The organism is Mycobacterium sp. (assembly GCF_040509115.1).
Lineage (GTDB): Bacteria > Actinomycetota > Actinomycetes > Mycobacteriales > Mycobacteriaceae > Mycobacterium.
In genome coordinates this window covers 1-22,968 of record NZ_JBEVLO010000143.1, presented here as the reverse complement: position 1 = coordinate 22,968, position 22,968 = coordinate 1, and the positions used below count along the sequence as shown (strand labels likewise).

20 protein-coding genes are annotated in these 22,968 nt (G+C 66.9%); 12 read left to right on the top strand and 8 right to left on the bottom strand.

Annotated elements, in window-relative coordinates:
* The first annotated feature begins 3 nt into the window (after positions 1–3).
* Both ABW137_RS10790 and ABW137_RS10785 read left to right on the top strand, forming a co-directional pair.
* The gene (locus tag ABW137_RS10790) at positions 4–2,217 is read left to right on the top strand and encodes a WD40 repeat domain-containing protein (protein ID WP_526399685.1); all 2,214 of its coding nucleotides are present in this window, start codon (positions 4–6) and stop codon (positions 2,215–2,217) included.
* Positions 2,218–2,302: 85 nt separating this feature from the next.
* Entirely contained in the window at positions 2,303–3,073 is a 771-nt protein-coding gene (locus ABW137_RS10785; RefSeq protein WP_526399683.1) for a hypothetical protein, read from the top strand.
* Positions 3,074–3,135: 62 nt separating this feature from the next.
* Here ABW137_RS10785 and ABW137_RS10780 read toward each other — a convergent pair whose 3' ends face one another.
* A complete protein-coding gene (locus ABW137_RS10780; RefSeq protein WP_526399681.1) occupies positions 3,136–3,438 on the bottom strand; it encodes a hypothetical protein in 303 nt (100 codons plus the stop codon).
* A gap of 91 nt (positions 3,439–3,529) precedes the next feature.
* A complete protein-coding gene (locus ABW137_RS10775; protein WP_526399679.1) occupies positions 3,530–5,134 on the bottom strand; it encodes an adenylate/guanylate cyclase domain-containing protein in 1,605 nt (534 codons plus the stop codon).
* 47 nt (positions 5,135–5,181) lie between these two features.
* Here ABW137_RS10775 and nucS point away from each other — a divergent pair, with 47 nt between their 5' ends.
* A complete protein-coding gene (nucS, locus tag ABW137_RS10770) occupies positions 5,182–5,853 on the top strand; it encodes an endonuclease NucS (protein WP_526399677.1) in 672 nt (223 codons plus the stop codon).
* A gap of 17 nt (positions 5,854–5,870) precedes the next feature.
* Complete coding sequence (locus tag ABW137_RS10765; protein WP_526399676.1) at positions 5,871–6,167, top strand: Rv1322 family protein; 297 nt, start codon at positions 5,871–5,873, stop codon at positions 6,165–6,167.
* Positions 6,168–6,242: 75 nt separating this feature from the next.
* Here the strand turns inward: ABW137_RS10765 and mce are convergent, their stop codons facing one another.
* Positions 6,243–6,716 (bottom strand): methylmalonyl-CoA epimerase, encoded by a 474-nt coding sequence (mce, locus tag ABW137_RS10760; protein WP_526399674.1) that lies wholly within the window; start codon positions 6,714–6,716, stop codon positions 6,243–6,245.
* An 84-nt stretch (positions 6,717–6,800) separates the two neighbouring features.
* Between mce and ABW137_RS10755 the strand changes: the two genes are divergently transcribed.
* Genes ABW137_RS10755 through ABW137_RS10745 form a run of 3 tightly spaced genes read left to right on the top strand, consistent with a single transcriptional unit; the run spans position 6,801 to position 9,329 of the window.
* The gene (locus ABW137_RS10755) at positions 6,801–7,982 is read left to right on the top strand and encodes a thiolase family protein (protein ID WP_526399672.1); all 1,182 of its coding nucleotides are present in this window, start codon (positions 6,801–6,803) and stop codon (positions 7,980–7,982) included.
* 56 nt (positions 7,983–8,038) lie between these two features.
* Complete coding sequence (locus ABW137_RS10750) at positions 8,039–8,422, top strand: DUF3817 domain-containing protein (RefSeq protein ID WP_526399670.1); 384 nt, start codon at positions 8,039–8,041, stop codon at positions 8,420–8,422.
* Positions 8,423–8,435: 13 nt separating this feature from the next.
* Positions 8,436–9,329: a tetratricopeptide repeat protein gene (locus tag ABW137_RS10745; protein WP_526399668.1), complete on the top strand. Its 894-nt coding sequence runs from the start codon at positions 8,436–8,438 to the stop codon at positions 9,327–9,329.
* Between the two features lie 14 nt (positions 9,330–9,343).
* Here the strand turns inward: ABW137_RS10745 and ABW137_RS10740 are convergent, their stop codons facing one another.
* From ABW137_RS10740 to ABW137_RS10730, 3 genes are read right to left on the bottom strand one after another with little or no spacing between them, the layout of a single operon-like run.
* Entirely contained in the window at positions 9,344–9,748 is a 405-nt protein-coding gene (locus ABW137_RS10740) for a RidA family protein (protein ID WP_526399666.1), read from the bottom strand.
* 3 nt (positions 9,749–9,751) lie between these two features.
* Positions 9,752–10,516: an IclR family transcriptional regulator gene (locus ABW137_RS10735; protein WP_526399664.1), complete on the bottom strand. Its 765-nt coding sequence runs from the start codon at positions 10,514–10,516 to the stop codon at positions 9,752–9,754.
* On the bottom strand, positions 10,513–11,562 hold the full coding sequence (locus ABW137_RS10730; RefSeq protein ID WP_526399731.1) for a sugar kinase: 1,050 nt from the start codon (positions 11,560–11,562) through the stop codon (positions 10,513–10,515). The genes ABW137_RS10735 and ABW137_RS10730 overlap by 4 nt, the downstream gene beginning before the upstream one ends.
* Positions 11,563–11,636: 74 nt before the next feature.
* On the opposite strand from ABW137_RS10730, the gene ABW137_RS10725 reads away from it, so the two are divergent.
* Genes ABW137_RS10725 through ABW137_RS10710 form a run of 4 tightly spaced genes read left to right on the top strand, consistent with a single transcriptional unit; the run spans position 11,637 to position 16,752 of the window.
* On the top strand, positions 11,637–13,007 hold the full coding sequence (locus ABW137_RS10725; protein ID WP_526399662.1) for a type III PLP-dependent enzyme domain-containing protein: 1,371 nt from the start codon (positions 11,637–11,639) through the stop codon (positions 13,005–13,007).
* 19 nt (positions 13,008–13,026) lie between these two features.
* Positions 13,027–14,640 carry an N-acyl-D-amino-acid deacylase family protein gene (locus ABW137_RS10720; RefSeq protein WP_526399660.1) on the top strand — a complete coding sequence of 538 codons (1,614 nt, stop codon included), beginning with the start codon at positions 13,027–13,029 and terminating at the stop codon, positions 14,638–14,640.
* Positions 14,637–15,251, top strand: a complete 615-nt coding sequence (locus tag ABW137_RS10715) for a bifunctional 4-hydroxy-2-oxoglutarate aldolase/2-dehydro-3-deoxy-phosphogluconate aldolase (protein WP_526399658.1) — start codon at positions 14,637–14,639, stop codon at positions 15,249–15,251. The genes ABW137_RS10720 and ABW137_RS10715 overlap by 4 nt, the downstream gene beginning before the upstream one ends.
* Positions 15,252–15,282: 31 nt before the next feature.
* Positions 15,283–16,752: a GntP family permease gene (locus ABW137_RS10710; RefSeq protein WP_526399656.1), complete on the top strand. Its 1,470-nt coding sequence runs from the start codon at positions 15,283–15,285 to the stop codon at positions 16,750–16,752.
* Between the two features lie 11 nt (positions 16,753–16,763).
* Here ABW137_RS10710 and glgB read toward each other — a convergent pair whose 3' ends face one another.
* Together glgB and ABW137_RS10700 are read right to left on the bottom strand one after the other, a co-directional pair.
* Positions 16,764–18,998: a 1,4-alpha-glucan branching protein GlgB gene (glgB, locus tag ABW137_RS10705; protein WP_526399654.1), complete on the bottom strand. Its 2,235-nt coding sequence runs from the start codon at positions 18,996–18,998 to the stop codon at positions 16,764–16,766.
* 4 nt (positions 18,999–19,002) lie between these two features.
* Positions 19,003–21,090 carry a maltotransferase domain-containing protein gene (locus ABW137_RS10700; RefSeq protein WP_526399652.1) on the bottom strand — a complete coding sequence of 696 codons (2,088 nt, stop codon included), beginning with the start codon at positions 21,088–21,090 and terminating at the stop codon, positions 19,003–19,005.
* A gap of 190 nt (positions 21,091–21,280) precedes the next feature.
* Here ABW137_RS10700 and glgP point away from each other — a divergent pair.
* The coding region (glgP, locus tag ABW137_RS10695; RefSeq protein ID WP_526399650.1) for an alpha-glucan family phosphorylase at positions 21,281–22,968 on the top strand (1,688 nt) is incomplete at its 3' end.

The window sequence follows — 22,968 nt, the reverse complement described above, 5'->3', positions numbered from 1 at the left end:
GTGATGACACTGACTGCGCGGATCGTGGAGACGTTCAGTCACGCCGGGCCGGTCAAGGCGATGGCGTTCAGCACGGACGGAGATCGGCTGGCCACCGTCAGTGACACCACCGTCGAGATCCGCAAGGTAGCCGATGGCACCCCGATCTCGACGTTCACCAGCAACCTCACCAGCATCTCCGACGTGGTGCTTGGGACGACGAGGGCCGCCGCCTACGGCGCCGTGACGGCAGGGGGAGCGACCGCGTACGCCGTCGTGGCCTATGACCCTGGCACGGGTACGCAACTGTGGCGGGTGGACCGATCGACCATCATGAGCAGCCTGTTCGATCCCAGCGGACGCCTCCTCCTCATCACCGGACCTGGCAACGTTCAGGCCATGGACAGTGCCAGCGGCGCACTGCGCTGGAGCCTCGACTTGTCGCCCAATCAGGGTGTGAACAAATGCATCTTCAGTTCGGACGGGCAGCTCTTCCTTCTGCTCGGTGGAAGTGAAGCCGCCGTCTGCGACGGATCCACCGGCAGCCTGCTATGGCGTTACGGACCGTTGCCCGTCGGCCAGGGAATCTTCGCCGCCGCGATCAGTCCGGACCGCGCTCGGATTGCCCTTTCGATCGGCGTCGGACCCAATGGCTCGATTCCGGAGATCGTGATGCTCGACGTCGCGACCGACACGGTCACGGACCGATTCGCGCAACCCGGGCCGGCAAGGCTTCTGACATTCTCGCCCGACGGTCGGTTCCTCGGATTCAGCACCGACTACGAGGTGGGTACCATCGAGCTATCTGCCGTAGCCATCCATGCGTCACCGAATCCCGTTGACCCGCAATACGGTAACAGTCGTAGGGTGGCATCGCTCAGCTTCAGCGCCGACAGCGAGATGGTGGGCGTCGTGACCACGCGGGGGGCTCGCCCCCCACGGCCGGGGGTCCTCTACCGGCCCGGGATCGTGGCGATCCGGGTGTTCGACGCGGCCACGATGCACATGCGCCGCGAATTGGACCACGCCTCGTCGCGGGTGTTCGCGTTCAGCCCCGATTCGCGGGCCGTGCTCACCGCCGAGAACGGCCAGGACGCGCATGTCTGGAACGTGGCCACCGGCGCGGACCGGTACGCGCTGTCGCGCCAGGGTGGGGCTCCGATCGGTGGCGCCATGATCGGCCCCGATGGGCATTACGCCGCGGTCCGCGCCGCCGAGACGGTCACGCTGTTCGAGCTTCCGGCACTGGAGCTAGTCAGGTTGGACCACGACGGGCCCCTGCGGGCAGTGGCCTTCAGCGCGACGAACGGCCAAGTGTTGACGGGAAGCACTGACGCCACCGCCAGAGTCTGGGACGTCACCTCCGGCACCGAGATTCACCGGCTCACCCACGACGCAGCGGTCACCGCCACGCTCTGGATACCAGGTGGCCCCTTGATCGCCACCGGCAGCAGCGACGGCAGCGCGCGCATCTTCGACCCGACCGCGGCGACCGAGCACGGACGGGTCAGGCTCGACGGTGCCGTGATCGCGTTGACGGTCAGCCCGGACGGGCAACGAGTCGCCGTCGCGGGTGACGACGACACGGTACGTCTGATCAGCGTGGCAACTGGTCAGCAGATCCGCCGGCTCAATCACGGCGATGCGGTCAACGCGGTGGCATTCGACGGGGCAGGCGGGCGACTGGCCACCGGAAGCGCCGACAACTCGGCGCGTGTCTTCAACACCACGACCGGCGCACAGGAACTGAGCCTTGCGCACAACGGCTCGGTGAGTTCGGTGGCGTTCAGCCCCGATGCCAGTCATCTGGCGACGGGCAGCGCCGACGGCACTGTTCGCATCTTCAGCATGCAGACCGGCAACCTGACCGGCCAGCTGAACTTCGGGGCGCCGGTCAACACGGTCGTGTTCAGTGCCGATGGGGCATGTCTGGGCGTGGGCGTCGACGACGGCACGGCGCGAATTGCCATGGCGGCGACGGCCTCCGAGACGCGTCGGTTGCCGCACGACGGCGCGGTGTGCGCCGTCGAGTTCACCCCGAACGGCGCGGCACTGTGCACCGCGAGCATCGACGGCAGCGTCCGCGTCTTCGATGCTTCAACGGGGCAGCTGCTGTCCCGGCTGGTTCACGATGGACCAGTGCGAGCGCTGGACGTCGATCCGTCGGGGACGATGCTGATCAGCGGTAGCGACGACGGATCCGCGCGGGTGTACGCACTCCCCGCTGGCTTGCAGTAGACCGAGGCAGGATCTCGCGACCTGCGCTGACTCCACATCGTCACCAGCCGAGCTAGCAACCGCGGGAAACGGGTAGAGAGGGGTCGTGACCTTCATCCCCTTGCCCACCGCCACGCTCGCCGACGCCGACGTGGCTTCGGCCCTCGGCGTCGCGGTCCGCCTGATCAACCCCGTGGTCGACGCGTTGTCGCGGGTCGACCCGCTGGGGCTCAAGGGGCGTAGCCATCACCTCGGTGACCGCGACGGGACGCTCGACACGGCGCTGGACGCCATCGCGTGGCTGCTCAACACGGCCGACGTGCCTGGAACGCAGTCGTGGGAGGACATGGATCTCGAGGCAAGGACCAACTGGTGGGTGCGGCGGGTCGGCGCCCTCGACACCATCCTCGTCGCGTTTCCCGGCGTCTTCGGCGTGCTCGCCGACCGTCTGCCCATCCAGGACGTGCTCGGGTTCGGAAACCAGGCCATCGTGTTGTGCGCCGTTGCGCGCGAACATGGCGTCGTCGCGTACGACCAGCAGGTCCGCCTGCTCGCCGCCGTCATGTGCGACCGTGAGCTCGGAGCGGGTGACGCGCACTCAGATGCCTCGACGCAGCCGACATCGGATTCGAGCAAGGTCGCCGACCGTCCTCCCGTGGCGCTGGCCAAGGCACTGTGGCATCTGGCCGGAGTGATGCGAGCCATCGGGGACGAACTGGTCAAGCGACCTCGTCCGAGAGCCATCTTTCGTTATCTCGGCATGCTGCCTGCCGTTGGCGCGATCGCGGACTTCCTCGGCGAGTACGGCGCGTTGATGCGGGCGGCCCGTGAAGGGACGACCTGGATCGCAGCGCAGGCCGCGGTCGTCGGCCCCTAGAATCCGACGCCATCGCGGCGGCCGAACAGGATCTGCGGCAGAGCTGCGCCTGCCGTCGGGGCTCAGCCGTGGGTGATGGGGCAGGCGACGGCGACGTCGACGATGGTCGTGGTGGTCGGGTCGGTCGTGGCGTCGCCGGGATTGTGGATCGACCTCACGACGCACGTGCTTAGCAGCGAAACATCGCCTGCGGGAGCGCCGTTGACCTGGACCGAGTAGCCCTGCTCCTGCAGTTCCTGGATGACGGCTGCGGCCGACTCGGTGTCGATGTCGGGATCCGACGCGGCGGCGGGGGCGAGAAGGATCGCCATGGCGCCGCCCAGCGCGACCAGGGGCGGCGCGGCGCGGCGCAGTGCGAATGCCATGAACCCAAGTCCTCTCCGCGATCTCCGAGATCTGTACCTTGCCTGTGAGAGCGCTCAGAGCGTAACGCCTGCGAGGCGCCGTTCCTGGCTTCTACACCGGTACGGCGAGCCGGGTCGGCTCGTCGTGACCGCGGAGGGTCACGGTGTCACCCAGAGACCAACGCGCACTCTCGCTTTCGCCGGACGCGTGCACCGTCGTCGACGATGCGACCAGATTGCCATCCACTTTCTTGGACAACTCGCACAGGCGGGCGGCCTCGTTGACCGGTTCGCCGATCACGGTGTACTCGAAGCGGTCCTTGGCGCCGACGTTGCCAGCGACCACTTGACCCGACGCCACCCCGATGCCTGCCCGGCACTCGGGAACCTCGACGCGGAGCCGCTCGGCCATACCACGCGCCGCGGCCAGAGCCTCCTCCTCCGCGTTGTCGAGAGTCACCGGAGCACCGAACACGGCCAGCACGGCGTCACCCTCGAACTTGTTCACCAGCCCGTGATGCTTGTCCACCTCGTCGACGACGACCGCGAAGAAACGGTTCAACAACTCGACCACCTCGACCGCGGGCCTGCTGGTCACCAGCTTCGTCGAGCCGATGATGTCGACGAAGATGACGGCTGCCGGGCGTTCCTCGCCGCCGAGTTGAGGCCGCTCCTTCTCGGCCAGCGCGGCAACCTCGCGTCCCACGTGTTGGCCGAACAGGTCGCGGACGCGTTCCCGCTCCCGCAGTCCGGCCACCATCGAGTTGAACCCGCGCTGCAGCTGGCCCAGTTCGGTGCCGTCGAACACCACCAGATTGGTGTCAAGGTCGCCCTGCTCGACACGGTTGAGCGCCGCGCGCACCACCCGCACCGGGGTGGCGGTGAGCCAGGCCAGGATCCACATCAGAATGAAGCCGAACACCAGGGCGAAGAGCGCGAGAACTACTATCGCCCAAGCGAACTGGGTCGGGGTGAGGTTCTCCAGGGTGATGGCGAAGACGGCGGCCAGCAGAATGCCCAGAACCGGCACGCCCGATCCCAGCGCCCACACCAGCATGGTGCGGCCCATCACTCCGGGGGCGAACCGCCGCGGCGGGGGACCGACTTCGAGCGCCTGGGCGGCCACCGGGCGGAGTGCGAACTCGGTGAACAGGTAGCAGCTGGCCGAGACGACGATGCCGGGAAAGCTGATGCCCAGCAGCCACTTCGGGATGAACTGACGGTCGACGAGTCCGTACATCGTGGTGAGTACGACGGTGCCGAGCCCCCAGAGGATCAACAGGACACGCGTCAGCCGCCATGGCGCGAAGAACGTGTTGTGCTGGTCCGCCTTCGTGGGCGTACGTTCCTCGACGGCCCACCGGACGTTGTTCATCACGCGGTTGGTGGCCCAGAAGACGCCGACGACGAGCGCGCCGAAGATGTAGACGGGGACGACGATGAACGTGATCCACCGGGCCTGCGGCTCGAACACGTTCGGCGTCGGGAAGGCGACGGTCACGACGAGCGTCGCGACGCCGATGCCGATCAGGTTGGCAACCACCACGAACAGGGTCAGGATGATCTGGATGCGGATGCGGCGGCGACGCTGGCTCTCTGACACGCGGCCGAGGATCCACGAGCCGTACTCGGGGGTGGCCGGCATCCTGGCGCTCTGATTGGTCACCGTCTCCAAGACCCGGCCCAGGCGCTGTGCCGTGCTCTTCTTCTGCGTCATCGTGGCGTCAGCCTAGTTACCAGAAACCCGCCATCTAAGGTTGTTGCGTGCGCCTCGTCATCGCCCAGTGCACCGTCGACTACGTCGGTCGACTCACTGCCCATCTGCCCTCTGCTCGCCGGCTGTTGTTGATCAAGTCGGACGGCTCGGTCAGCGTGCACGCCGACGACCGCGCCTACAAGCCGCTGAACTGGATGAGCCCGCCGTGCTGGCTCGTCGAGGAGACCGGTGGCGACAGCCCGGTCTGGGTGGTCGAGAACAAGGCGGGGGAACAACTGCGGATCACCGTCGAGGACGTGGAGCATGACTCCAGCCACGAACTGGGAGTAGATCCCGGCCTGGTGAAGGACGGTGTGGAGGCCCACCTGCAGATGCTGCTCGCAGAGCACGTCGAACTACTCGGCGTCGGATACACCTTGGTCCGTCGGGAGTACATGACGGCGATCGGTCCCGTCGACCTGATGTGCCGTGACGAAACCGGGCGCTCGGTGGCCGTCGAGATCAAGCGGCGCGGCGAGATCGACGGCGTCGAGCAGCTCACGCGCTACCTCGAACTGTTGAACAGGGACACCGTATTGGCGCCGGTGAGCGGCGTATTCGCGGCCCAGCAGATCAAGCCGCAAGCGCGCACTCTGGCAACGGATCGCGGAATACGCTGTGTGACATTGGATTATGATCAGATGCGCGGGCTGGACAGTAACGAGTTCAGGTTGTTCTGACGCCGTAGGATGGCGTGATGGCCAGGCGCCGTCCCCCACCCCGAAGGCAACGTTCGTTGCCGCCGCTGCCGGAGATGCGTCGCATCGAACTCGGACCGGACGGCCACGACTACGACGTTCGCGCCATCGCGGCGACCCGGGCCACCAAGACCTACCGGTGCCCCGGCTGCGATCAGGAGATAAGGCCGGGAACCGCGCACGTGGTGGCGTGGCCGTCAGATGTTGGGGAGTCCTCCGGGGACGACCGGCGCCACTGGCACACGCCATGTTGGAGCAACCGCGCGAACCGAGCGCCAACCAGGAAGTGGTCCTAGCGCGAGACCCGCCTGTGGCAGGGTCTCACTCGCCACTTTCCCCGCCGGACGTCGATCTCGTGTTCGGCCGAATCCTCAGTGCTCGGTGTCTGCCGGCTCGACGAGTTCGATCAGCACGCCACCGGTGTCCTTCGGGTGGATGAAGTTGATCCGCGAGTTTGCCGTACCGCGGCGGGGGGCTTCGTAGATCAATCGCAGCCCCTCGTCGCGCAGCCGATCCGAAAGGGTGTCGAGGTCGGTGGTCCGGTAGGCCAGCTGCTGAAGGCCTGGGCCGCGCTTGTCGATGAACTTGGCGATGGGCGATTCCTCGTCCAGCGGCGACATCAGCTGCAACTGGGCGCTGCCCTTCGGTGCGCCGCGAACGGACAGCATCGCCTCGCGGATGCCCTGATCGTCGTTGACCTCCTCGTGGAGGACGATCATGCCGAGGTAATCGTGGTACCACTTGATCGCGACGTCCAGATCGGGGACCGCGACGCCGACGTGGTCGACCGCTGTCACGAGTGCGCTGTGAAGCGCCGGACGTGCCTCAACCTGTTCGGTGGTCATTTAGTCACGGTAACCTTCATGGGAATGTTTGCGTAAGTGTGATTGGCCACACATCCCCCGAGTAAACGCCAATGGAGGTAACACATGACGACGTCGGTGATCGTTGCTGGAGCCCGTACTCCCGTCGGCAAGCTGATGGGTTCGCTAAAGGACTTCTCCGGCAGCGACCTGGGTGCCGTCGCGATCGCAGGGGCGCTGGAGAAGGCAGGCGTAGCCGCCTCGGCCGTCGAGTACGTGATCATGGGTCAGGTGCTGACCGCGGGCGCCGGGCAGATGCCCGCTCGCCAGGCTGCGGTCGCCGCGGGCATCGGCTGGGACGTCCCTTCGTTGACCGTCAACAAGATGTGCCTGTCCGGCATCGACGCAATCGCGTTGGCCGATCAGCTGATCCGCGCAGGCGAGTTCGACGTCGTCGTCGCCGGTGGCCAGGAGTCGATGACCAAGGCACCGCACCTGCTGATGGACAGCCGCGCCGGCTACAAGTACGGCGACGTGACGGTCCTGGACCACATGGCCTACGACGGTCTGCACGACGTGTTCACCGATCAGCCGATGGGCGCCCTCACCGAGCAGCGCAACGACGTCGACAAGTTCACCAGGGCCGAGCAGGACGAGTTCGCGGCGCGGTCCCACCGGCTGGCGGCCGCCGCGTGGAAGGACGGCGTCTACGCCGACGAGGTCGTCCCGGTCAGCATCCCGCAGCGCAAGGGCGATCCCATCGAGTTCGCCGAGGACGAGGGCATCCGAGCCAACACCACCGCGGAATCGCTGGCTGGACTGCGGCCCGCGTTCCGCAAGGACGGCACCATCACCGCGGGGTCGGCATCGCAGATCTCCGACGGCGCATGTGCAGTCGTCGTGATGAACAAGGCCAAGGCCGAGGAGCTCGGGCTGGAATGGCTGTGCGAGATCGGCGCCCACGGCGTCGTCGCCGGCCCCGATTCGACGTTGCAGAGCCAGCCCGCGAACGCGATCAAGAAGGCGATCGCCAAGGAGGGCATCACCGTCGACCAGCTGGACGTCATCGAGATCAACGAAGCGTTCTCGGCCGTTGCGCTGGCGTCGACCAAGGAGCTGGGCATCGACGGGGAGAAGGTCAACGTCGACGGCGGTGCCATCGCGATCGGTCACCCGATCGGGATGTCGGGTGCGCGCATCACCCTGCACGCCGCCCTCGAACTGTCCCGGCGCGGTTCCGGCTACGCCGTCGCCGCCCTGTGCGGCGCGGGCGGGCAGGGCGACGCCCTGATTCTGCGCCGACCCTGAGAGCTTGCTCAGCTCACAACGACGCTATGTAGTAGCTCGCCGCTCGTTTTGGCACAATGGCGGCCATGGCGAGCACGTTCGACGTTCAGCGCAGGGGCAACACCGCGGCAACTTGGTTCCGGCTGATCGCCTTCGCGGAAGCGGTCAGTTGGGCAGGATTGCTGATCGGAATGTTCTTCAAGTACCTGGGCACGCCCCGCACCGAGGTGGGGGTGAAGATCTTCGGACCCGTGCACGGCGGCATCTTCATCGCCTTCGTGGTGGTGGCGCTGCTCGTCGGCATTGCCTTCAAATGGGGCGTCGCCACGTGGGCGCTTGCTTTGCTGGGCAGCATCGTGCCGCTCGGCAGCGTGATCTTCGTCATATGGGCCGATCGGACCGGTCGGATGGGCCACCGCGGCCAGGCAGTGGCCTCGGCGTCGGTTGTCGAGCCGACGTGACAAACTTGAGGGCGTGACACGCCCACGACCATCCGTCGGCCCCGCGCTGGCAGGCGCGGTTGACCTTTCGGCACTCAAGCAGCCACCTCCATCGAAGGCAGGTGCGTCCAGTGGCGCGCCCGTCGGGCTGGAGATCACTGAGGCGAACCTCGAAGCCGAGGTACTCGCCAGGTCCAACGAAGTCCCCGTCGTGGTGCTGCTGTGGACCCCTCGCAGCGACGCCAGCGTGCAGCTCGGTGACGCGCTGGCGGCCCTGGCCAACAACGACGGCGGCACGTGGGCCCTGACGACCGTAAACGTCGACACCGCACCGCGGGTGGCGCAGGTATTCGGAGTGCAGGCCGTGCCGACCGTCGTCGCGGTTGCCAGTGGGCAGCCCATCTCCAGCTTCGAGGGCGTGCAACCTCCCGAGCAGCTGCGCCGGTGGATCGACTCGCTGCTCAGCGCGACGGCAGGCAAGCTCGGTGGACCGGCGCCCGAGGGCGCCGAGGAGAAAGCCGATCCCCAGTTGGAGCGGGCCCGCGAACTGTGGGACGAGGGTGAGTTCGACGAGGCACTCGTCGCCTACCAGGCGATTCTCGATGCCCAGCCGAGTCACGCCGAGGCCAAGGACGCGTTGCGCCAGATCGGCTTCCTCAAGCGGGCGACCACCCATCCGGCTGATGCGGTCGCGACTGCCGACGCCGCCCCTGACGACGTCGAGGCGGCGTTCGCCGCGGCCGACGTCGAAGTCACACAGGATGCCGCGGATGCGGCCTTCAACCGTCTCATCGCCCTGGTGCGGCGCACTGCGGGCGACGATCGCGCCGCGATCCGCACCCGATTGGTGGAGCTCTTCGAGCTGTTCCCTCAGGACGATCCTCGCGTCGTCGCCGGCCGTCGCAATCTGGCCAACGCACTGTTCTGATATGGCAGCGGCCGCTATTCGGCGATTGCGAACGCGTCGATCTCGACGAGCATCTCCGGGCGGGGTAGCCCCGTGAAAACCGTTGTTCGGCAAGGCAGTACATCGCCCAAGGTGTTTTCGGCAACGAACGCCCCGTAGGCCTCGTTCATCGCTGCGAAGTCGTCGCGGGTGGTGAGGTAGACGCGCAGCATGACCACGTCGTCGAACGAGGCGCCGCTGGCTTCCACGACCGCCTTGACGTTCTCCAGCGTCCGCGTGGTCTGCGCCGCGACGTCACCAGGGTGGAGGTACTGATTGGTCGCCGGATCGACCGGGCCCGGGCCCGAGACCTGGACGAACGGTCCCTTCCGGACGCCCTGGGAGAAGGTGTGGGCAGGGGCGGGCGCATCGGAGGAGAGCACTGCTGTCTTGTCGGTCATCTTCTACCCTTCCTGGTGTACTCGGTCGTGGTCCCAGCCGAGTTCGTGGGAGATCGCATCGGCCGCGGCGCGAACCCGTGGCAAGGTGGCCAGCACCTGCTCGTGGGTGAGCAGCATGTCGGGCACCGACATCGACACCGCAGCCGCCACAGTGCCGGAGCCGTCGCGGATCGGCACGGCAATACAGTTGACGAAGCTCTCGTGTTCCTCGTGATCCTCGGCGAAGCCTTGCGCGGCAACGGCTTCCACCTCGGCGAGATACCGCGCAGGCGAGTCGATGGTGCGTTCGGTGAACGTGACGTACTCAATCCGTTCGGCAATGCCGCGCCACTCTGATCGCGGCCGTCCGGCCACCAGGACCTTGCCGACGGCGGTGCAGTGCAGCGGTGCGGGCCTGCCCACTCGGGAGTACATCCGCACGCTCTGGATGGCGTCCAGCTTGTCGATGTAGACGGCCTCGGTCGCCTCGTAGGCCGCGAGGTGAACGGTTTGTCCGGTATCGGCGTTCAACGCCATGAGGTGGGGCCGCGCCAAGGTGCGGACGTCGCGCTGCTCCAACGAGCGGTTGGACAGCTCGAAGAGGCGAGAGCCCAGAAGATACTGGTGGCCGACGTCGCGTCGGACGAACCGCTCGGCCTCCATCGTGCGCAGCAGCCGCAGCACCGTCGACTTGTGCACGCCGAGCTGCACCGCAAGCTGCTCCAGCGACTTCGGCCCCTCACCAAGGGCGCCGAGGATGCTCAGTGCGCGAGACAGTGACTGGCTCACGAGGACCGTCCGGCGAGCTCGTCGGCCACCCGTACGTTCGTCCACTCCTCGGGTCCGACACACAGCAGGCGTTGAAGCCGCTGAATCGGTGGCAGCGTGGCAAGGTCGCCGTGACCGGTCAGGGCCGCCGCCGCGCACAGATGGCCGAGCCGGATGCGGGCCTCGTGCCCCAGCCCGTGCAGAAGCCCGCCGAGGAAGCCGCCGGCGAAGGCATCGCCTGCGCCTATCTTCTCCACGACGTCCAGGCTCAGCGCAGGCACGTCGAGCCGCTCTGTCCCATGAAAACTCGTGACGGTGTGTTCGTCGTTCTTGACGATCAGGTGCTCGGGTTCTCCGAACAGTGACCGCAGCTCGGCGGGATCGCCGGTGCCGAACACCTGGGCTGCCTCGTCAGCCCCCATGAACACGATGTCGCTGCTGCGCGTCAACCGGGTCAGCACGTGCGTCGCCTGGGCCGATCGGCCGATCCAAAGTGCCTGCCGAAAGTTGAGGTCGAAGCTGACGAGGCGCCCCCGGCGTGGCATCGACACCAGCGCGTCCGTCAACGCGCTCGTCGATGGCGAGAGGGCAGGCGTGATTCCGGTGACGTGCACGACCTGTGACTCCGCGACAAGCTGCGCGGCGGCAGGCGTTCCGAGGTCGTCCGGTGACAGCGCACTCGCCGCCGACCCGCTGCGGTAGTAGAGCATGCGGCTCTCGCCATCACGCAGGTCGGTCGCCGACCCGGAGCCGCTCCCGCGTTCCTTGACGTAGAGGCCCGTCGGTCGCGTCGCGTCGGTGACGACCGCGGACACGTCGACGCCGCGTTCGGCGAGGGTGCGCAGCAAGTAACGGCCGAATCCGTCGTCACCGACCCGCGATATCCATGCCGCGTCGACGTTGAGCTGCGCCAGCACGGTCGCGACGTTGGCCTCCGCGCCACCGGCGGTGCGCTCGAAGAGATCCGAGTCGGCAAGGGGTCCTGGCCGGGCCACGAGCACTGCGAGACCTTCACCGACGGTCACGGCGCGCGGTCGATCCGGCGTCGGCAGCTCTGCCGTGGGCATCGTCACGTCGAATTCCTCCGGGTGCTTGCGGTCACCGATCGTGTGGGGGCACAATATCCGGCGATCAACACCTAATGCAACGCGCGTTGCAAAATACGCAACGATGCTGGCACTGGAGTTGGCGGCAAGGGGAGGGGACCTCAGTGATCGACCGGCAAACCGTCGCCGCCCTCGACGACCGCGTCTTGGGGCCGCAACACAAGGCACTGCCAGCCGCTGCGTGGGGATCGACGGTCCGCGAGTTCCTGGACACCAAGCCTGCGCTTGACGACATGTCCACCCCGCTACTCACGGTGGACCGTGCCGCGTTGGCCGCCAACGTGGCGGTGATGGCGGACTGGGCCACCGCGTCGGGAGTGGGGCTCGCGCCGCACGGAAAGACGACGATGGCACCGCAGGTGTGGGCTCAGCAGTTGGAAGCGGGGGCGTGGGGCATCACCTTGGCCACCCCATGGCAGGTACAGCTGGCCCGATCCTTCGGCGTCGGGCGAATCATGCTCGCGAACTCCATCGTCGATCCGAGCGGGCTGGCCTGGGTGGCCGCTGAGCTGGACCACGATCCGTCGTTCGAGTTCGTCTGCTGGGCGGACGGCGTGCAGACCGTCGAGCTCATGGAGGATCGGCTGAGTTTGGTGGCCGGCGACCGGCCCGTCGGCGTGATCGTGGAACTCGGTGCGCCCCATGGCCGCACCGGCGCGCGAACGCTCGAGGCGGCACGGGCCGTCGCCTCGGCGATCGACAAGTCGTCGCGGCTGGTGTTGGCAGGCGTTGGCGGTTACGAAGGGGCGCTGAGCCACGATCGCCAACCCGCCGGCCTCGACATCGTCCGGCACTACCTCGATGAACTCGCCACGCTGCATCGCACGATCGCGGCCGACGGACTCTACGGCGCAGGCCCCGCCATGATCACCGCGGGTGGCAGCGCCTATCCGGATCTCGTCGTCGAGCACCTGGGTCACCTGGCCGATCACGATCACCGCGGCGGGGCCACCTCGGTCATCCTCCGGTCCGGGGCCTATGCCATCCACGACGACGGGTTCTACGCCGGAATCTCGCCACTCGCCGACGGGCGCGCGAGCCCGTCGTTGCGCTCGGCGATGCACGGGTGGGCGCGCACGATCTCCCGACCCGAGGCCGAACTCGCGCTGCTGGACGCCGGAAAGCGCGATCTACCCTTCGACGAAGGACTACCGGTGCCGCAACGCACGACCAACTCGGACGCCGACGGGCTGCCGCACGCCGCCGCGGTCACCGCACTCAACGACCAGCACGCATTCCTCAGGTTGCCCGGCGCCGGCGCCGGTGACCTTCCGGTGGGCACCGTGGTGCGGTTGGGGTTGTCGCATCCCTGCACGGCATTCGACAAGTGGCGGCTGATCCCAGTCGTCGACGACGCCGGCGCGTTGCATCCACGCGTCGTCGACCTGATCCATACCTTCTTTTAGCCGGGTGGGCCGAAATACCATGACAGACCTCCTCATTCGTGACGTCGACGTCATCGACGGCAGTGGCTCCGACCGCTACCGTGCCGACGTCGCGGTCGACCGCGGGCGGATCGTCGACATCGCCGGTCCGCGCACGATCCGAGGAGCCGACCGGATCATCGAATCGGACCCGGGTGTCGTGCTGTCCCCCGGATTCATCGACCTGCACGCTCATTCCGATCTGGCGCTCCTCACCGACCCCGGCCATCTTCCGAAGATCAGTCAGGGAGTCACCACCGAGGTCCTCGGGCAGGACGGACTGTCCTACGCGCCGATCGACCATCACGCGCTGGCCGTCATCCGGCGCCAAATCGCCGGCTGGAACGGCAATCCCACGGACTTCGACTTCTCGTGGCGCAGCGTCGCGGACTACCTCGATCGTCTCGATCGGGGGATCACTCCCAACGCCGCCTATCTGGTACCCCAGGGAACGCTGCGGTTGCTCGTGGTGGGCGCCGACCAACGCCCGGCCACGGCCGACGAGATTCGGCGCATGCAGGAACTGCTCGCCGAGGGTCTCAGCGAGGGCGCGGTGGGCATGTCGAGTGGATTGACCTACACCCCCGGCATGTACGCCGATACCGCCGAGCTCGCCGCGCTGTGTGAGGTCGTCGCTCGGTTCGGCGGCTTCTACGCACCGCATACCCGCTCCTACGGCGCCGGTGCGCTAGAGGCCTACGCCGAAGTGATCGGATTGGCGCGGGTCTCCGGCTGCGCCCTGCACCTGACACACGCGACCATGAACTTCGGCGTCAACCGCGGTCGCGCCGCGGAATTCCTGGACATGGTCGACCAGGCGATCGCCGACGGGTGTGACGTCACACTCGATACCTATCCATACCTGCCAGGGGCGACCACGCTGTCCGCGCTGCTGCCGAGCTGGGCGATGTCCGGTGGCCCCGACGCCGCACTCGGGCGCCTGGCCGACCCCGAGCTGCGTGCGCGAATCACCGAGGACGTCAACGTCAACGGCTCCGACGGCTGCCACGGCGTCGTCGTCGAATGGGACACGATCCAGATCAGCGGCGTGGCCAACCACGACCTCGACGACTATGTCGGTCGGACCATCGACGTGCTCGCCGACGGCCTCGGAATCCCGCCGGTCGAAGTGTTCTTCGACCTCCTGCAACGCGACCAACTGGCCACCAGCATCCTGCAACACGTCGGCGACGAAGACAACGTCCGGGCAATCATGCTGCACCCCAGGCACATGGGTGGCAGCGACGCCATCCTGGTCGGCGCGAGGCCGCACCCGCGAGCGTGGGGCACCTTCCCGCGGTACCTGGGCCACTACGTGCGAGAAGTCGGGCTCTTGAAATTGGAGGAGTGCGTCAACCATCTGACCGGACGTGCGGCCCAACGTCTTCGACTCGCCGACCGCGGCCTGATCCGTCCGGGTTACGCCGCCGACCTCGTGCTCTTCGACCCGAAGACCGTCAACGACACCGCCACCTTCGACGACCCCAAGCAGCAGGCGCAGGGGATCAGCCACGTCGTCGTCAACGGTGTCTGTGCCATCGAGGACGGTCGGCCAACCGGTCACCTCGCCGGCCGCGCACTGCGGATGGACTCGACGACAAGGCAGACGACGTGACCGCCATGACCATCATCCGGCAGGACCGAGTATTGGCCGTCGTCAGGGCGCCCGACATCCCCGACGTCGTGACCCTCGCGAACACGCTGTCGCAGTCCGGAATTCACGCCATGGAACTCACCTTCACCACACCCGGGGTACTTGGACACCTGCGTGCTGCGGCATCGTCGGACGCGGTGTTGGGAATGGGCACGGTCTGCACCGCGGATCAGGCCGGGGCAGCCATCGACTCCGGTGCCGAATTCCTCGTCACCCCCGGTATCCGCTCGGACGTCGCCAAGGTGGCTGCCGAGCACGAGATTCCGCTGATCATGGGTGCGCTCACACCATCCGAGGTGCTCATCGCGGTCGATCTCGGTGCTGCCGCCGTGAAGATCTTTCCCGCAGGCGCATTCGGCCCGCGGTACTTCAAGGACCTCCGCGGCCCCTTCCCGGACGTCGCGCTGATCCCCTCGGGCGGGGTGAATGCGAGCAACGCAGCCGAGTTCCTGGAGTACGGCGCCGTCGCGGTGACGGCGGGCACCGACGTCGTCGCACCCCACTCGGTCGCGTCCGGGGACTGGCCCGACATCGCCTCCCGTGCAGCATCGTTCGTGCAGTCGCTGACCTAAGACACCGCTACCGTTCCGGAAAGGACGACCCATGAGTCCCTCAATCGACTGGCTCCGCACCTCGACGCCAGGGCTACTAATACTCTGCGGCCTCGCGATCGCACTGCTGCTGTTCGTCATCATCAAGGTCAAGCTCGAGCCGTTCGTGGCGCTCCTGCTCACCGGGCTCGGGCTGGCGCTGGCCGCCGGCCTGCCCGTCAAGGACATCGTCGGCACCGCGATCAAGAGCGGTGATTCGATCCTGGAGACCGGGTTCGGCTCCATCCTCGGACACATCGCAGTCATCATCGGGCTCGGCACCGTGTTGGGCGCGATATTGGAACGATCCGGCGGCGCCGACGTTCTCACGTCGAAGCTGCTTGGGATCTTCGGTGAGCGTGGGGCCCCGGTCGCCATGGGCCTGCTCGGTCTGATCTTCGGGATCCCGGTCTTCTTCGACATCGGCATCTTCGTGTTGGCGCCGCTGGTCTACGTGGCTGCCAAGCGCGGCGGAAAGTCACTGGTGCTCTACGCGATGCCGATGCTCGCGGGGCTGTCGATGACCCATGCTTTTCTGCCACCCCATCCCGGGCCCGTGGCCCTCGGCGGCCTGCTCGAAATCAGCTTGGGATGGCTCATCCTGATGGGGTTCGTCTGTGGAATACCAGGATTCATCGCCGCAGGCATCCTCTGGGGGACCTACATCGGCAAGCGGATCATGGTGGAGGTCCCGCGCGAGTTCCTCGTCGAGGACGGGGCCGCCGACGACGTGGGCGGCGCCCCGGCCGGAGGTGGGGGGACCGCGGTCCGGCAAGCGGCGACCACGAAGGACCCCGTCGTCGAGACCAGCCCCCCGTCCGTGGGTCTCATCGCAGCGATCATCGCCATCCCGTTGGTGTTGATCCTCGGTGCGACGTTCGGCACCCAACTGCTCGGTGAGGGACGATTGCTCTCCGTGCTCACCTTCTTGGGCACTCCAGCGATCGCACTCCTGATCGCCGTGCTGATCGCGTTCTACGTCCTCGGTGTGCGCCGCGGATCGAGCGTACGCGAGCTCAGCGTCCTCACCAGCGAGTCGCTGCGGCCCGTCGGGATGCTCCTGCTGGTCGTCGGCGCTGGCGCCTTCTTCGGAAAGGTCATCTCGGCCACCGGTATTGGCACCGCGCTCGCCGACACCATGTCCGCAGCGGGACTACCGGTGATCGTGTTGGCGTACGTCATCAGCTGCGGGCTGCGCATCGCACAGGGATCGGCGACCGTCGCGATCGTCACCACGGGTGGCATCGTCGCGCCACTGGTGACCGGTGGCGGCTACTCGCAGATGGCGGTCGCACTGATCGCCATGGCGATCGCGGCGGGCTCCATCGTGCTCAGTCATGTCAACGATGGTGGCTTCTGGATCATCTCCAAGTTCTTCAACCTGACCGTCAAGCAGACCCTTCAAACCTGGACGGTGCTCGAGACGGTGCTGTCCGTGGTCAGCTTCGCCGTCGCCGCAGGATTGTTCGCGCTGTTCGGCTGACGCCGCCGAGGCTAGGGGGCCTCGGCATCGAGAGCGTCGGGCACCGGCTCGAACCACAGCGCCGCCAGCGGGGGCAGCACCATCTCGGCTGAGGCCGGACGGCCGTGCCATGGGTCCGCCGTCGCCTCGACGGCACCGAAGTTACCTGCGCCTGCACCGTTGTAGATCGTGGCGTCGGTGTTGAGCACCTCACGCCACGTACCGGTATGAGGCAGCCCAAGGCGATACGGAGTGTGTTCGGAACCCGAGAAGTTGAAGACGCACGCCAGCATCGAGCCGTCGTCGCCGAAGCGCATGAAGCTCAGCACGTTGTTCGCCGAGTCGTTGGCGTCGATCCACGAGTAGCCCTCGGGGGAGGAGTCGCGCGACCACAGGGCGCGTCGGGTCTTGTAGACCTCGTTGACGTCGCTGACCATCCGCTTGATGCCGCCCGAGAAGCCCTGCTCGTCCAGCTGGAACCAGTCGACGCCGCGCTCCTCCGACCACTCGGCGCGCTGGCCGAACTCCTGGCCCATGAAGAGCAACTGCTTGCCGGGATGGGCCCACTGATAGGCCAGCAGGCCGCGCAGGCCGGCGGCCTTCATGTGGTCGTTGCCGGGCATCCGACCCCACAGTGTGCCCTTGCCGTGCACCACCTCATCGTGGCTGATCGGCAACACGAAGTTCTCACTGAATGCGTACAACAGCGAGAAGGTCATCTCGTGGTGGTGGTAACTCCGGTGGATGGGGTCGCGCTGGATGAACGCCAGCGTGTCGTTCATCCAGCCCATGTTCCACTTCATCGAGAACCCAAGCCCACCAAGGCTCGTCGGTCGGGTGACCCCCGGCCAGGAGGTCGACTCCTCGGCAATGGTGACGATACCTGGCGTGATCTTGTGCACCGTGGCGTTCATCTCCTGGAGGAACTGAACCGCCTCCAGGTTCTCCCGGCCGCCGTAGATGTTCGGCGACCAGCCGTCCGCCGGACGCGAGTAGTCGAGGTACAGCATCGAGGCGACGGCGTCCACGCGCAGGCCGTCGATGTGGAACTCCTGCAGCCAGTACAGCGCGTTGGCCACCAGGAAGTTGCGCACCTCGGCCCTGCCGAAGTCGAAGACATAAGTGCCCCAGTCGAGTTGCTCACCGCGCCGCGGATCGGAGTGCTCGTAGAGTGCGGTCCCGTCGAACCGGCCCAGCGCCCACGCATCCTTCGGGAAGTGCGCAGGCACCCAGTCGACGATGACGCCGATGCCCGCCTGATGCAGGCGGTCCACCAGGTACCGGAAGTCGTCGGGAGTTCCGAGCCGCGACGTCGGCGCATAGTAGGAGGTGACCTGATAACCCCAGGACCCGCCGAAGGGGTGCTCCGCCACGGGAAGCAACTCGACGTGCGTGAAGCCCTGCTCGACGACGTAATCGGTGAGCTCGGTGGCCAATTCGCGATAGCTCAGGCCGGGCCGCCATGACATCAGGTGCACCTCGTAGGTGCTCATCGGCTCGAAGACGGGATTGCGTAGCGCCCGCTGAGTCATCCAGTCCGTGTCGTCCCACGTGTAGTCGCTCTTGGTGACGCGGGACGCGCGCTGCGGCGGAACCTCGGTGGCGAACGCCATCGGGTCGGCGCGTTCGGTGGTCACTCCGTCGGCGCCGTGCACGCGGAACTTGTAGAGCCCGTCGGGGGGGAAACCGGGCCAGAACAGCTCCCACACGCCGGTGGAACCCAACGTACGCATCGGGGCGTCGTTGCCGCTCCAATGGTTGAAGTCACCGATCAGGTTGATGCCCTTGGCATTCGGTGCCCACACGGCGAACGACACGCCATCGACGGGACCGTCGGGCGTGTTGTAGGTCCTGGGGTGCGCGCCCAGCACCTCCCAGAGGCGCTCGTGGCGTCCCTCGGAGAACAGGTGCAGGTCGACCTCGCCCAACGTGGGCAGAAAGCGGTACGGATCGGCCACCGTGTGGACGTGGGGCCCGTCGTCGCCCCCGGGGTAGCCGACCTCGAGCCGGTAGTCCATGAGCGCGGTGAAGGGCACCGCGACCGCGAACATCGCGTCCTCGACGTGGCTGAACGGGAAGCGCTCGTTGCCGATGATGGCGACCACCTCGAGCGCGTTTGGCCGCAGCACCCGGATCACGGTGTGGTCGGTGTACTCGTGTGCACCAAGGATCGAGTGTGGATCATGGTGCGTGCCCGAGAGCAGTCGGTTCAACTCCGACGAGTCGGGTCGCAGGTACTGGCTGGCGATGTCATTCGTGCGGGTCATGTGTTCATTCCCTCCGCAGCAGCTCTAGCCGCTTCTCGGTTGGTATTTGCGGCATGTTCAGAATGTGGGCAACGGACCGGGCTGGTTCGATGCGCACGTAATTGGCTTGGCCCCACTGATATTCGTCACCAGTGATCTCGTCGCGCACCCAGAAGCGGTCGTAGTCGGCCATTCCCAGTGCGCTCATGTCGAGCCAGAGCGTCGACTCCTCCGGGCCGAACGCGTTGAGCGTCACCACCACGAGCACGCAGTCGCCGCTGATCGGGTCGAACTTGCTGTAGGCCAGCAACGCGTCGTTGTCGATGTGGTGGAACTTGATGGTGCGCATCTGACTCAGCGCGGGATGCCACTTGCGGATCTCGTTGAGCCGCGTCAGGAATGGCTCCAAGGATTCGCCCCTGGAGAGCGCGGCCTCGAAGTCGCGGGGCCGCAACTCGTACTTCTCCGAGTTCAGGTATTCCTCGCTGCCCTCGCGAACGGCCTCGCCCTCGAACAGTTCATAGCCCGAGTACACACCCCACGTCGGGCTCATCGTCGCGGCCATCACCGCGCGAATGGCGAACATTCCCGGGCCGCCATGCTGCAGGCTCTCGTGCAGGATGTCCGGGGTGTTGACCCAGAGGCTCTGCCGCGCGTAGTCGGCGTGCTCGGCGATCTGCTCGGCGAACTCGACCAGCTCCCACTTGGCCGTACGCCAGGTGAAGTACGTGTACGACTGCGTGAAACCCAGCTTCGCCAACCCGAACAGACGCGCGGGTCGGGTGAAGGCCTCGGCGAGGAACAGGACGTCGGGATCGGCGTTCTTGGCCTCTCCGATGAGCCAGGCCCAGAAGTTCGGTGGCTTGGTGTGCGGATTGTCGACCCGAAACACCTTGACGCCGTGAGACATCCAGAACTTCACCACCCGGAGCACCTCGGCGTAGATCCCCGCGGGATCGTTGTCGAAGTTGACCGGGTAGATGTCCTGATACTTCTTGGGCGGGTTCTCCGCGTACGCGATCGTGCCGTCCGGCAGGACGGTGAACCACTCGGGGTGGTCCTTGGCCCAGGGATGGTCGGGAGCGCACTGAAGGGCCAGATCGAGAGCCACCTCGAGACCATGTCCGCGAGCCTCGCGGACGAAGTCGTCGAAGTCGTCGATCGTGCCGAGCTTCGGATGCACCGCGTCGTGGCCGCCCTTGTCGCTGCCGATGGCCCACGGCGATCCGACGTCCTTGGGCGCCGCGGTGACGCTGTTGTTGCGGCCCTTGCGGTGCACCTTGCCGATCGGGTGGATCGGCGGCAGGTACACGATGTCGAATCCCATTCGCGCCACCCGTGGCAAGGCCTTGCTGGCCGTCGCGAAGGTGCCGTGCACCGGCTTGCCATCGCCATCCCAGCCGCCAGTGGATCTCGGGAACAACTCGTACCAGGAGCTGAACCGGGCGAGCGGGCGATCGACCCAAACACCATGCTGCTCGCCGCGCGTGATCAGCTCGCGCAGCGGATAGTCGTGCAGCAACCCCGCCACCTCGGGGGCCAGTGCGGCGCCTGCCCGGGTGAACGGATCGCCGGGCTTTCGCAGCTCCTCCGCTGCCTGGATCAGCGGGTATCGGTCCTGACGCGGCACGCCCGTCGCGGCGCGCTCGAACAACTGCGCGCCGATCCGCAGGTCGTTGTCCAGCTCGGCCTCGCCCTGCCCAGCGTTCAGCTTGGCCGTGACGTTCTTGCGCCACGTCGCGATCGGATCGCTCCAGCCGTCCACCCGGTACGTCCACAGCCCGACCGCGTCGGGGGTGAACTGGCCGTGGAAGAAGTCCGGCTCTCGGCCAGGCTCCATCGGCGACCGCTGCGGCTTGACCCGCTGCGAACCACCGACGACCTCTTCGATCGGGACGGGCTCGACGTGGGGTGCCAAGCCCGCGGGCGCGGCGGCAAGAGCGGGGTAGCTGGTGCCGTGGTACCGCACGACCAAAGTGGCCGCTACGGCATCGTGTCCTTCCCGCCAGACTGCCGCCTTGACTGGCACCACCTCGCCCACCACGGCCTTCGCCGGGTATCGGCCGTTGGACACCACTGGTGCGACGTCATCGATCTCGATCCGACCGGCCACCACTGCTCCTTACGCCCGCGGCGGGGGCCACGGGCTACTGAGGGTTATGTCTGCTCGATTGCTTCGTCGTATTCCCTGTCGCGCCCTATACCCACCGTAGTGTCCTGCTCAACCCCATGGGTCGTGTCGAGCATCTGTGCGTGCCCGCTTCTGCGTGCGAAGGCGGGATGCGTCAGTAAGGTGAACTCACGTGAAGGCACTCCGTAGGTTCACCGTCCGCACCCACCTGCCCGAGCGTCTGGCGGCCCTCGAACGGCTGTCGGTCAACCTGCGTTGGTCGTGGGACACGCCGACCCAGGGTCTTTTCGCCACAATCGATTCCGAGCTGTGGGAACAGGTGGGACAAGACCCGGTGGCACTGCTCGGCGGGGTCAGCCCCGCCCGCCTCGACGAGCTTGCCGGTGACGAGTCCTTCCTGGTCCAGTTGGACCATCTCGCCGCTGAACTCGACACGTACCTGACCAGGCCCAGGTGGTACCAGGAGAAGCAGGAGGACGACGGCGGTAGTTCCTGGCCCACCGGCATTGCCTACTTCTCGATGGAGTTCGGCGTCTCCGAGGTGTTGCCGAACTACTCCGGTGGCCTCGGCATTCTGGCCGGTGACCACCTCAAAGCGGCCTCCGACCTGGGGCTGCCGCTGATTGCCGTGGGCCTCTACTACCGGTCCGGTTACTTCCGTCAGTCCCTGACCGCCGACGGCTGGCAACACGAGACCTATCCATCGCTTGACCCGCAGGGCCTGCCCCTGCGACTGCTCACCGACGACGGTGGCGCACCCGTGCTGGTGGGGCTGGCGATGCCCGACTCGGGCGAGCTGAAAGCCAGGGTGTGGATTGCCCAGGTCGGCCGAATCCCGTTGCTGCTCTTGGATTCCGACATACCGGAGAACGAGCACGAACTGCGCAGCGTCACCGACCGGCTATACGGCGGTGACCAGGAGCACCGAATCAAGCAGGAGCTTCTCGCCGGCATCGGCGGCGTTCGCGCAATCCGCGCGTTCACCGCCGTCGAGGGGTTGCCAGAGCCGCAGGTGTTCCACATGAACGAAGGGCACGCGGGCTTCCTCGGCGTCGAGCGGATCCGCGAACTCGTCACCGACGGTGGGCTCGACTTCGACACCGCGCTGACCGTGGTGCGCTCCAGCACGGTGTTCACCACGCACACCCCGGTGCCCGCCGGCATCGACCGCTTCCCGGTCGAGATGGTCACGCGGTACTTCGGCGGGGCGGACGAAGCGACGGTCGAGGAACCGATCGGCGGCTCGTCGAGCCTGCTCCCCGGCGTCCCCCTGGACCGCATCCTGGCCTTCGGTGCCGAGGACGACCCGTCGAAGTTCAACATGGCGCACATGGGTCTGCGTCTGGCGCAGCGGGCCAACGGGGTGTCGTTGCTGCACGGTCAGGTCAGCCGCGGCATGTTCAACGACCTGTGGGACGGGTTCGACCAGGACGAGGTGCCCATCGGTTCGATCACCAATGGCGTGCACGGGCCGACGTGGGCGGCGCCGCAGTGGTTGCAGCTGGGCCGCGAGCTGCTGGGCGGCGAAGACCTCGGCCCGCTGAGCGAGCCGGATACCTGGCAACGGCTGCAGCAGGTCGACCCTGGGCATCTTTGGTGGATCCGCTCGCAGCTACGGGAGCTGTTGATCGCCGACGTGCGCGCCAGGCTGCGCCGTTCCTGGCTGGAGCGGGGCGCGGCGGAGGCCGAACTCGGTTGGATCGCAGACGCTTTCGACCCCAAGGTGTTGACCGTCGGGTTCGCCCGACGCGTGCCGACCTACAAGCGACTCACGCTGATGCTTCGTGATGCCGATCGCCTCGAACGGTTGCTGCTCGACGAGGAGCGTCCCATCCAGTTGATCGTGGCTGGCAAGTCGCA

What these genes read in the sequence shown, in the direction of transcription:
- mce (WP_526399674.1), bottom strand. Translation starts at nt 6,716, where the DNA reads ATGACCACCGAACAGGTTGAGGCACGTCCGGCGCTTCACAGCGCACTC.
- ABW137_RS10765 (WP_526399676.1), top strand. Translation starts at nt 5,871, where the DNA reads ATGGCCAGGCGCCGTCCCCCACCCCGAAGGCAACGTTCGTTGCCGCCG.
- ABW137_RS10750 (WP_526399670.1), top strand. Translation starts at nt 8,039, where the DNA reads ATGGCGGCCATGGCGAGCACGTTCGACGTTCAGCGCAGGGGCAACACC.
- ABW137_RS10730 (WP_526399731.1), bottom strand. Translation starts at nt 11,562, where the DNA reads ATGCCCACGGCAGAGCTGCCGACGCCGGATCGACCGCGCGCCGTGACC.
- ABW137_RS10710 (WP_526399656.1), top strand. Translation starts at nt 15,283, where the DNA reads ATGAGTCCCTCAATCGACTGGCTCCGCACCTCGACGCCAGGGCTACTA.
- ABW137_RS10740 (WP_526399666.1), bottom strand. Translation starts at nt 9,748, where the DNA reads ATGACCGACAAGACAGCAGTGCTCTCCTCCGATGCGCCCGCCCCTGCC.
- ABW137_RS10775 (WP_526399679.1), bottom strand. Translation starts at nt 5,134, where the DNA reads ATGACGCAGAAGAAGAGCACGGCACAGCGCCTGGGCCGGGTCTTGGAG.
- ABW137_RS10790 (WP_526399685.1), top strand. Translation starts at nt 4, where the DNA reads ATGACACTGACTGCGCGGATCGTGGAGACGTTCAGTCACGCCGGGCCG.
- ABW137_RS10720 (WP_526399660.1), top strand. Translation starts at nt 13,027, where the DNA reads ATGACAGACCTCCTCATTCGTGACGTCGACGTCATCGACGGCAGTGGC.
- ABW137_RS10780 (WP_526399681.1), bottom strand. Translation starts at nt 3,438, where the DNA reads ATGGCATTCGCACTGCGCCGCGCCGCGCCGCCCCTGGTCGCGCTGGGC.
- ABW137_RS10725 (WP_526399662.1), top strand. Translation starts at nt 11,637, where the DNA reads ATGCAACGCGCGTTGCAAAATACGCAACGATGCTGGCACTGGAGTTGG.
- ABW137_RS10755 (WP_526399672.1), top strand. Translation starts at nt 6,801, where the DNA reads ATGACGACGTCGGTGATCGTTGCTGGAGCCCGTACTCCCGTCGGCAAG.
- glgB (WP_526399654.1), bottom strand. Translation starts at nt 18,998, where the DNA reads ATGACCCGCACGAATGACATCGCCAGCCAGTACCTGCGACCCGACTCG.